This is a genomic window from Bradyrhizobium vignae, assembly GCF_004114425.1.
GTDB lineage: Bacteria > Pseudomonadota > Alphaproteobacteria > Rhizobiales > Xanthobacteraceae > Bradyrhizobium > Bradyrhizobium vignae.
In genome coordinates, this window is the sequence record NZ_RDQF01000049.1 from 49050 (window position 1) to 58915 (window position 9866).

Genomic DNA, 9866 nt, shown 5'->3' on the forward strand with positions numbered 1-9866 from the left:
TTGGACTTGTGAGAATTTGTGAGGTCCAGCTTTGCAAGTCTCACAACGGCCCCATGCGACCCGGCGGTCGCGACCGGGATGGCCTTGCCGGACCACAATCAGCTGGTTATCGGATCCTGTCGGAGAAACCTAAGATCTTGCCATGACCGAGCCAGCCGGCGCTGCCACCCCCACATTATCGTTTGGGCCGTTCACCGTGACGCCGCATGAAAGGCTAGTGACGCGAGACGGTGTTACGGTGCCGCTGGGCGCGAAGGCTTTCGACGCGCTGATCGCGCTGATGTCGCGACCGAACGAGGTCGTCAGTAAATGGGATCTGATCGCGCAGGTTTGGCCCGGCATGAACGTCGATGAAGCCAACCTGCGCTTTCATGTCGCAGCACTGCGCAAGGCGCTCGGCGACGGCAAGGATGGTGCCCGCTACATCACCACGCTGTCCGGCCGCGGCTATTGCTTCGTGGCCCCGATCTCGCGCGGAGACATTCTGGCCCTGCGGCGCCCCGCGCCAGCGATGGAGCTGCCGCCCGTCAAGCTGCCGAACCGGCTGCAGCGCATGATCGGACGCGACGAGGTGGTTGCCGCCATCTCCGACAAGCTTCTCACCTCGCGCTTCGTCACGATCATCGGTGCTGGGGGCGTCGGCAAGACCGCAGTTGCGATCGCGATCGCGCACGACCTGCTCGAAACCTTCTCCGATGCCGCACATTTCGTCGATCTCGCCGCGCTCAGCGATCCCGATCTCGTGATCACGTCGATCCTGCTGATGCTGGGGCTGCCGGCCCAGAGCGACGATCCACTGCCCGCGCTACTGGCGCATCTGCGCGACAAGCGGATGCTGCTGATCCTTGACAATTGCGAGCATGTGATCGGAGCGGCGGCGTCGCTGGCTGTGGAGATCTTCCATGCCGCGCCGCACGTCCATATCCTCGCCACCAGTCGCGAAGCCCTGCGCGTCGAGGGCGAGCAGGTCTATCGATTGGCGCCGCTCGCCGTTCCGCCCGAGGACTCTAGATTGACGGCTGCTGCAGCGCAGAGCTATCCCGCGCTCCAGCTCTTCCTCGAACGCGCTTCAGCCGGCGGCGCGCGGATCGTGCTCGACGATGCCAATGCCGCGATCGTCGCGCAGATCTGCCGCAAGCTCGACGGCATGGCATTGGCAATCGAGCTCGCCGCCGGCAGGGTCGAGGCCTACGGCCTGGCGCAGACGGCCGCCCTGCTCGACGACCGCCTGAATCTGCTCTGGCACGGACAGCGCACGGCGCCGCCCAGGCAGAAGACGTTGCAGGCCACGCTCGACTGGAGCTACGGACTGCTGTCGGATGTTGAACGGCTCGTGCTGCGCCGGCTCGCCGTCTTCGCCGGGCATTTCACCGTCGACGCAGCGCTCGAAGTGGTGCCAGACGAGCATGTTGGTCGCGGCAGGCTGTTCGATGCCGTCGACAGCCTCGTCGCCAAATCGATGGTCGCACCACGGCCGATCGGCGCCATGATGCGTTATCGGCTGCTCGACACCACGCGCGCGTATCTGCTCGAGCTCGAACCCTATGACGCGGCACTCGCCGCGCGTCACGCACTTTACTATCAGCGCTGGCTGGAACGGGCCGGCACGACATGGGCAATCGTGCCAAACGCCGACGAACGCGCCGTCCATTTCTCCGCGCTTCACAACGTGCGCGCGGCGCTGGAGTGGTGCTTCGGCGCGGGCGGAGATGCCAGCATTGGCGTCGCGCTCGCCGCTGCGGCGGCGCCGATCTTCCTCGCGATGTCCCTGCTGATTGAATGCCGGCGCTGGTCGGAACGGGCGCTGGTTGCGATCGATCGGGCCTCACGCGACAGCGGCGAGGAGATGCACCTGCAGGCCGCCCTCGGCCTGACCCTGATGTTCACGCGGGGCGGCAGCGAAGCGGCGCGCAGCGCCTTGAGCCGCAGCCTTGCCATCGCGAGGGCTCGAGACGATGAGATCAACCAGCTCCAGCTGCTCGGGCGTATGCATATCTTCCATGAACGGATGGGCGAGTTCGATGCTGCGCTCAACTACGCGCAGCAGAGCGTCTCGGTCGCCAAGTCGCTGGGCGATGCTGCCTCGATCGCGCTCGCCCATTCGCTCCTCGGCGTCTCGCTGCATCTGGCCGGCGAGCACCGCGATGCGCTGAAGGTGGTCGAGCTCGCCTGGAACGGTCCGGGAACGGAACGGGTCAGCACGGTATATGGCTTCGATCATCGCAACCGCGCGGGCATCACGCTTGCGCGCGAGCTTTGGCTGCAGGGCAGTCCAGCGGACGCGCTGACACTGGCGCGACAAACTGTTGCGGAAGCCGCGCAAATGGACCACCCAATCACGCTCTGTATTGCGCTGATCTGGGCGGTATCGATCGATCTGTGGAGCGGTGATCTCGAGGGCGCGGAAGAAAACATCGACCGCTTCATTGCACATGCCCAATCGCGCTCGATGGGACCTTATCTCGCCGTCGGCCGGGGCGTCAAAGGCGAGCTCGCGATCCGGCGCGGCGATGCCGCAGGCGGGGTCGAGACGATCAAGGCTTCCCTCCGCGAACTCCACGAGGCTGGCTACGAGCTGCTGACCACGACCTTCAACATCGCGTTGGCTCAGGGCTTGTTGAAGCTTGGACAAATAGAGCAGAGCGCAATCCTAGTCGATGATGCTATTCGCCTGGTCGAGCAAAGCGGTGATCACATCTACATGCCCGAGCTGCTGCGAATGAAGGGCAACGTCCAATTGCATATGCCGGAGCCGCGGATCGATGACGCGGAAGCTTGTCTACTGCAATCACTGAAGCTGAGTCGCAACAAGGGCGCGAAAGGGTGGGAACTGCGGTCGGCGATTGATCTTGCGCAGCTTCTCGCTGAACGGCGTCGTAGCAGGAACGCAAGGCTATTGCTCGAATCAGCGCTGGAGGGCTTTGCCGAAGGATCGGACACGGCGGATATCAGGAGCGCCGCTGACCTGCTGGGCAGGCTGGCGCGGGAGTAGTGAAGCGCCTCGTCGTTGGCCCAGCCGCCACGATGTGCGCGGGGACGATCACCGCTCAGCCTGGCATGGCCGAAAGCGGCAGCGCCTCGATGCTCGGCGTGGCTCGGGCAGCCTCAAGCGATCAACAAAATTGATGCAGGCGCTAGTCGTGGTCTGCACGCGATCGCAGCTCGGCAATAAGGCTGATATCGAGCGCGCCTTTGCGCATCTCATGTACGAGTCAGACCCGGAGAGCGGTTTCGCGGACGTTCAGGAGAACACCCAAAGCTCATACCAGGACTGGCTGAAGATCATTCGCGAGACGATCGGAATTCGCCGGATCGACGCGCTGACCGCGAAATAGTTGCTACAGGGCTTGGCGGGAGCCGGCTTCGCCCGGCGAGGAGCCGCGGGTGCGTCGTGCCTACGGCTGCATCCAGATGATCAAGATTCTGCTCGGCTATGACTCACGTACACCGCGATTTCATAGTAGGCTGCTTGTTGATCTCGCCTATCGTCGCGTTCGGAGTAATGGCGCTGCTGCTTTTGCTGCTATTGCGGCCGCTATTATCCGGGCTGGGATTTGAACGGCTATTCAGCAATCCGCCACTCGCCGAGTTCTGTCTATACATCACGATGTTCGGATTGCTTGTGCTGTTCTTCTAGGAAATCTCCATGGAAGCTGCTGCTCCTAAAAAACCCGACAGCCCTCGCGACGAGGATCGCCGAGCCGGCTCTTTCAACGGTCCCACGGAAACAGGTCCGGATCCTGACATGTCGCCAGCTGCGACGCGGGATGGCATCAATCTGTGCGCTGAGAGCGAGAATGAAACTTGGCGAGTGGTGGATGCCGAGCCCATGCTGCACGACGAGGTCAGACGGATCTTCGTCTCAGCATGTAGGCGAGTAGCCACGTTCATATTGGTGTTGATCGCAATCTTTATCTCTTTAGTCGCATGGCACTACTACGTGACCGCTCCTTGGACCCGAAACGGAAGCGTCCGCGTCCAAGTCGCAAACGTGGCGCCGCAGATCTCTGGGAAAATCGTCTCAGTCCAGGTGGCAGATAACCAGTTCGTCCACCGAGGTGACGTTCTTTACGTCATCGATCCTTTCGATTTCGACATAGCCGTGCGCACGACCCGGTCATTGGTTGAACAAAGAGCTGCGGACCTAGAAGTCAAACAGGCAGAAGCAGCCAGACGGCAAAATCTGTCGAGCTTGGCCACGACGCCTGAGCAGCAGCAGATCTATGCGGGGAGTGCAGCGGAGGCAAAGGCGGCGTACGACGCCGCTCAGCACCAGTTGGCCCAGGCAGAACTGAACCTCCGACGTACTAAAGTGCTGAGTCCCGTCGACGGCTATGTCACCAACCTCCTGCTGCGGGCCGGAGACTAGGCAGTCGCCGGCGCAAGCAATATCTCGGTGATCGATGCGAACAGCTTTTGGATAGACGGCTATTTCGAAGAGACGAAGATGGCACGTGTCTGCATCGGGGAGCGGCTAGAAGCTCACCTTATGGGATACGCGCAGCCGATTCTGGGTCATGTGAAGACCATCACTCGAGGTATCAGCGTTTCGAATGCGGCAAGCGGACCGCAGGGATTGCCGAACGTAGACCCGATCTACACGTGGGTACGCCTAGCACAGCGAGTACCGGTCCGCGTTGCCATCGACCAGGTCCCCGAAGGTGTACCGCTCATCTCCGGTATGACGGCCACCGTTACGGTTTTGGATTCGACCCCCGAGGATCGCGCGGATTTGTTCGGGCGAGCGCGGGCTATTATCCTTAGTCCGCTAACAGAGTTGTCGGGCGAAGCTCGCATTGCGCGGACAGATTGCCTTCGATCTGGGTCCAGTGCGTCCGGTGAAGTGGACGCAATTCCGTACTCGAAGGTGGCTCCTGTACCGTCTCCGGAAACGGTCGAACCTGGCCTCGCTCCGGGTATTGACGTTTCTCCACGTCTTTCTGGATCAGCTGACCCGGCAGGCCGATCTCTGTGCGCCGGCCCTCTCGTAAACTTGATGAAATTATGATCGTCATTGCATTGATCGAACGAGGCTTCGCAACCAAATGATTAGTCAGCATGTTCGACAAAGGAGAACCCGATGACCACGCAACTTGCCAAGTCCCATCGCTACGAGCTGGTGCACGGTGAGGATAGCGACTTCATTGCCTATCAGCTACATTTCGGCGATGGCGTCTGGCGAACGGTTTCGACATGGATGATTCCGCGTACGACGTTTGCTGCATAACGCAGGAGTCTCTTCTCGTCACGAGAACTCGTGGAAATGCTCTGCATGAGCGCACAAGCGGAAGTTATGAACGCATCTTAGGCATCGTCATCGATATGGCCGAAGTGGCGAAGGAAACTGATCGCTTGCCCAGGGGATCGCCCAGGACGCGTTCTGATCCCGGTCGGTTCGGCTCTTTTATTTGACGCGGGTTCGTATCAACCAAGTCCGTCGTGGCGACCCGCATTGGGATGATGAAGCAAGCCAGCAAGGAGGCCAAAATGCCAACATATGTGTGCTCACTCGCGGAAGGCTTCGTGAACGACAGCCAAAAAGCCGCGATCGCCGAGGCCGTGACACGGATTCACAGAGGAGACCGGCGCGCCAAGTTACTTTGTACAGGTCGTCATCGAGGAAAAGAAACCTGCTGATCGTTTCCTTGGCGGTTCGCGCGCCGCAGGACAGATCTGGATCCGAGGCGATATCCGAGCTGGCCGAACCCAAGCTCAGCGGAAGGCGATGATGTTGCGCATAATGAAGGAGGTTGCGCGGATCACCAATGCAAAGGAGGAGGAGATCTGGGTTTACCTCTGCAATCTGGAGCCGACGGATATGCTGGAATACGGTCACGTGCTGCCGCAGCCGCGTGAAGAGGCCGATTGGTTTAACCGGCTACCGAAGCCGCTGCAGGATTACCTGGCGCAGCTTGGGACAACCAAGGACACGTTTACTCTTTGACCGATGTGCTATTCCGGATCGACCGTGCGCGCTACGAGCTCGCACTTAAGCCGACACAACCAGAGCAGCGTATTGGGCCAACCGAGGGTTGGTTTTCTAGTCGATCTGCATCCGCTATCTGCTCCTCGCCCGCGGGTGTCATTCCTTTCCATCCCTCCGGTTCCGCATAGCGCTGATGATTGAACAACTACATCTCGAAGATTGGGCGTGGCAACTTTCGACAGAAGTGTACCGTCTCAATCTGTATAGCCACCTTACGAGACAAACAGAGGTAAATCGAACATCGGTCACCGAAGCAGAGTTGGCCGAAGCAATCCGCGACAGTTTCACTCAAGTGAACGAGGCTGCCTACCGCGAAATGGTCCAGTTGGCGACGGAGGCGGCGCTCGAAACCTATGATCGGGTCGTATCGTCCATTATAAAACGTTCACGTGTTCAGCTACGTAGCTGAACTCTCCTCTTTGCACGCTCAGAAGTCCCAGGCTCAACTCGATGGCGCACGTTCCCGTTGCGGCGGGGATGCACATCAGCTTTGGGGTATGGCTGCGGTGCAGGCCGGCGCTTACATCAACGTTCTCTTCACTGTCGATATCATCGTCATTGGTGTGAATCGGCGAGGGGTCCCGACGCCGATCGGCAGGATAAGCCTCTGCTTCACATCACATTGGACGGGTCATGCTTCGGTGCCGATTCACAGCGATGGCAGCATCGTCGACCAGCGGGCCGACATCGTCGCGGATGAGCCGCCCGGTCCGATCGGTTTGGGTGCCCGTCGCTGCGAAGATCGGAGCCCCTAGCTCAACTCCCTTTCGGCTTGGGCCGTCGACTTCTTGGGATCACGGCTTTATGGCCGCCGCCACCAGACCTGTCACCTGGGCACGGCCACGTACTTGTCCGGAATGAGCAACAGGCCGGCGTCGAGCGGCGGCTTGATGTCGAACATCTCGGCGCCGTTTTCGAAGTGGAAGACCCTCCGGATGCGGTAGGTCGACGGATTCTGGGCGGCAACTTCGTACTGGCGGGACAGCCAGAACCGCGTCCGCGCATGCCCGTTGGTGGTCTTGGTCTCGAGAAGGCTCTCCTCACCGTCCGGTTCGAAGGACCGAATGTCGTAGCCCTTATCGTCTTCGCCGCGATCCGCGGGCCAATCCATCTCCTTGGCCAGGTCACGACGGCCAGCCTGGCAGAGCCGGTCGTACTCGAACTTGAATACCATCTCCTCGCCGGCGCGCCCCAGCGAGCGGTTGAAATCGTCCCTGGCTGCCGGATCGTACTTGCCGAGCAGCCGCCGGAGCACGGGCTGGCGGTCCTGCGGGTCCGAGTTCAAAAGCGCGGGCGGAGGCACCAGGGCCGGCCCTTCCGCCGACGTGAAGCGCGGCTTCACCGACACCGGGTCCGTCAGAATCGGATGTAAGCCCAACTAGACCTCGACGGACTGCACCAGGGAGTCCTGATAGTTGTGGGCCGGCAATAGGCCCGGGATCCAGGCGATCCCGAGCTCCTCCAGGACAGTCGACACGTTGCGGAGCTTCCACTCTATCGACTTCTCGGACCGTCCTACCTCCCGCCCCAGCCGCCGGTAAAGTTCGGCCTTGTTGATCTTGTTGCCGACGCGCTCGCGCTCGAGCATCAGGAAATAGTTGGCGACCACGACGGCGACCTGCTCGGCCGTCCAGTCGGTCCCCTTGGTTCCCGGCGCTGTACCATCGGCGTCCACAGGTCGCTGTCCCTGTTCGCACATGGAATCCTAGCAGGCAGCAGCCGATCCGTCCGCAAAGACGTAATCGGACACTGGAAGGGTTTGAAGCGAAGGCTGGTCAGGACTTCCGGTTTGCCCCGTTCAAATCCTGAATTCTCGGGCGAATGGAAAAGATCGTTGCGACCTCGCGGTTCATCATGGCGAAGTGGAGATCGCGCCATGCGGCATTTTCTCGAGAAATTGTATTGGCAAAACCTGCGTGCCAGCGCCAGGGGGCATGAGCAGGTGGTCCTACGTGCTGCTGGCGGGCATGGTCGCGTTGCTGATCGTCTCCGTCGTGATGGCGACGCTGGGTTGGAATGCCTCCGATGGCACCGACGTGCCGCCGATCGGATATGCCGCGATGGCGGCCGGCATCCTGTTCTCGCTGCTTTTCAGCGTGGGGTTGATGGCGCTGGCGTTCTACTCCAGCCGCGCCGGCTATGACGAGCGGGCAAAGGTGATCGTGCGGGAGCGTGACAAGACCTCTGAATGAGCGGTGCCGCCAACACGTTTCGGGGAGTTTGGCGAACCGCCGACACAACTCCGTGACTCCGCGTAACAACGCCCCTGCATTTTCGAATTTTATGTCGAGCCACGAAGATTGGCCTTGTCATGAAAAGGAGAATGCAATGACGATGACCAGACGCACATTCGCCGCCGCGCTTGTCGCAGGGAGCGCGGCCTCGCTGATGGCCAAACGCGGCTTCGCCGCAGGCACAACTCCACTTAAAGCCCGCAATGTCGTGCTGGTGCACGGCTTGTTCGCCGACGGCTCGTGCTGGCTGGAGGTGATTCCGCGCCTGCAGGCCGCAGGCCTCAACGTCACCGCCGTGCAGAACCCGCTGACTACGCTGTCCGAGGCGGTAACCTCTGCCGAGCGCGTACTGGCAAGGCAGGACGGTCCGACGGTGCTGGTCGGCCATTCCTTCTCCGGCATGATCGTCACCGAAGCCGGCGTGCATCCGAACATCTCGGCGCTGGTCTATGTGGCGGCGCGCGCGCCCGATGCGGGCGAGGATTACACCGGGCTGGCCAAGACTTTTCCGACGCCGCCGGCGAGCGCGGGAATCGTTTTCGATGGTGACGAGGGCCGCCTGTCGGAAGAAGCCTTCCTGCACGATTTCGCCGGCGACCTGCCGCCTGCGAAAGCAAGAGTGCTCTATGCGGTGCAGGAGCCGTTCCACAAGGCGCTGCTCACGGGCAAGACCGCCAATGCGGCCTGGCGCTCGAAGCCGAGCTTCTATGCGGTCTCGACCGAAGACCGCACCATCAATCCGGACCTCCAGCGCTTCATGGCCAAGCGCATGGGCGCAAATACCATCGAGGTGAAAGGCAGCCATCTCGCGCTGATCTCGCACGCCGACGAAATCGCGGGGTTGATCCTGGAGGCGGCGCAGGTGGGGGCGTAACGTGGAAATCAGACAGGAGCGACCCGCCACGAAGGACCACTGCGAGCCGCGGCCTTACTGCGAGTTCTGGCGGCGCCATGGCCGGACCAAGCTGGTGCAGTCATCGACGAACCGAGGCTGGTCAGGCCTGTCGGCCGAGTTGCGCGCGCATTACGAGAGCATCGTTCCTTGGCGGGGTTCCCAATCCGACATCGAAATTGCCGTCGATATCGCCGGGGACCATGCATCGCCGATCACGCGTCGCTTCCGGGATCGCAAACCGGACCGTCAGCCGCCGCGATACGGTTTGGTTGTGCCCTGCGGGGTGGCGAGAAGGTTCGGTCGATCGCGCAGGCGACCAACCGGAGATCGTGCATATCTATCTTCCTCCGAGCGCGTTCTCTCCGGACAAGCTCGGAGTCGACGTCGATGGCTTGCCGTCCGGTGCCCTGAGATTTGAAAGTGCTCTCGAGGATCCGCTGCTGGGCGAGAGATGGCGAGGGCAGTCGCATCGGAGCTGCGGGCGGAAAGCTGTACCGGCAGGCTGCTGGTGGAGACGCTTGCCTGCAGCATGGCGGCGAGACTGGTGCAAAGATACGTCAGCGTATCCGCCGCGCAATCGGGTGCTTTTCTTGCTAGAGCAGGGCTCGATCGGCGCAGGGTTTTCCGCATAGGCGTTAAGGTAGCGCGAGCATCGATTGATACGGACGTTTTCGAGGAGGCTCGCGCAGGTGCCGCCCAAGCGCTCGCTTTCTGCGGCGAAAGCAACGGATGGTTGGTTGTGGAATGATCG

General features: G+C 61.3%; 13 protein-coding genes. 11 read left to right on the forward strand and 2 right to left on the reverse strand.

Annotated elements, in window-relative coordinates:
* The first annotated feature begins 142 nt into the window (after window positions 1-142).
* From EAV90_RS30100 to EAV90_RS30130, 9 genes are all read left to right on the forward strand, one after another.
* A complete protein-coding gene (locus tag EAV90_RS30100) occupies window positions 143-2992 on the forward strand; it encodes an ATP-binding protein (protein ID WP_129145530.1) in 2850 nt (949 codons plus the stop codon).
* Between the two features lie 133 nt (window positions 2993-3125).
* Entirely contained in the window at window positions 3126-3335 is a 210-nt protein-coding gene (locus EAV90_RS30105; RefSeq protein WP_129145531.1) for a hypothetical protein, read from the forward strand.
* A gap of 98 nt (window positions 3336-3433) precedes the next feature.
* Window positions 3434-3637: a DUF1656 domain-containing protein gene (locus EAV90_RS30110; protein WP_129145532.1), complete on the forward strand. Its 204-nt coding sequence runs from the start codon at window positions 3434-3436 to the stop codon at window positions 3635-3637.
* 9 nt (window positions 3638-3646) lie between these two features.
* The gene (locus tag EAV90_RS41540) at window positions 3647-4369 is read left to right on the forward strand and encodes an HlyD family secretion protein (RefSeq protein ID WP_312016199.1); all 723 of its coding nucleotides are present in this window, start codon (window positions 3647-3649) and stop codon (window positions 4367-4369) included.
* Between the two features lie 78 nt (window positions 4370-4447).
* The gene (locus tag EAV90_RS41975; protein WP_488226163.1) at window positions 4448-5008 is read left to right on the forward strand and encodes a hypothetical protein; all 561 of its coding nucleotides are present in this window, start codon (window positions 4448-4450) and stop codon (window positions 5006-5008) included.
* A 72-nt stretch (window positions 5009-5080) separates the two neighbouring features.
* Window positions 5081-5227: a hypothetical protein gene (locus EAV90_RS39770; protein WP_164937168.1), complete on the forward strand. Its 147-nt coding sequence runs from the start codon at window positions 5081-5083 to the stop codon at window positions 5225-5227.
* A 513-nt stretch (window positions 5228-5740) separates the two neighbouring features.
* Window positions 5741-5944, forward strand: coding sequence for a hypothetical protein (locus EAV90_RS40900; RefSeq protein ID WP_245163123.1), 204 nt, complete (start codon window positions 5741-5743; stop codon window positions 5942-5944).
* A 175-nt stretch (window positions 5945-6119) separates the two neighbouring features.
* Window positions 6120-6395, forward strand: a complete 276-nt coding sequence (locus EAV90_RS30125) for a hypothetical protein (RefSeq protein WP_244607704.1) — start codon at window positions 6120-6122, stop codon at window positions 6393-6395.
* 88 nt (window positions 6396-6483) lie between these two features.
* Window positions 6484-6741: a hypothetical protein gene (locus tag EAV90_RS30130; protein WP_122404498.1), complete on the forward strand. Its 258-nt coding sequence runs from the start codon at window positions 6484-6486 to the stop codon at window positions 6739-6741.
* A 71-nt stretch (window positions 6742-6812) separates the two neighbouring features.
* On the opposite strand, the gene EAV90_RS40905 is transcribed toward EAV90_RS30130, so the two are convergent.
* Together EAV90_RS40905 and EAV90_RS40910 are read right to left on the reverse strand one after the other, a co-directional pair.
* Entirely contained in the window at window positions 6813-7334 is a 522-nt protein-coding gene (locus EAV90_RS40905) for a protein NO VEIN domain-containing protein (protein ID WP_245509655.1), read from the reverse strand.
* A gap of 30 nt (window positions 7335-7364) precedes the next feature.
* Complete coding sequence (locus tag EAV90_RS40910) at window positions 7365-7661, reverse strand: hypothetical protein (RefSeq protein WP_244607702.1); 297 nt, start codon at window positions 7659-7661, stop codon at window positions 7365-7367.
* 259 nt (window positions 7662-7920) lie between these two features.
* On the opposite strand from EAV90_RS40910, the gene EAV90_RS30140 reads away from it, so the two are divergent.
* Window positions 7921-8178, forward strand: coding sequence for a hypothetical protein (locus EAV90_RS30140; protein ID WP_129145533.1), 258 nt, complete (start codon window positions 7921-7923; stop codon window positions 8176-8178).
* A 136-nt stretch (window positions 8179-8314) separates the two neighbouring features.
* Window positions 8315-9094 (forward strand): alpha/beta fold hydrolase, encoded by a 780-nt coding sequence (locus tag EAV90_RS30145; protein ID WP_129145534.1) that lies wholly within the window; start codon window positions 8315-8317, stop codon window positions 9092-9094.
* Window positions 9095-9866: the final 772 nt, after the last annotated feature.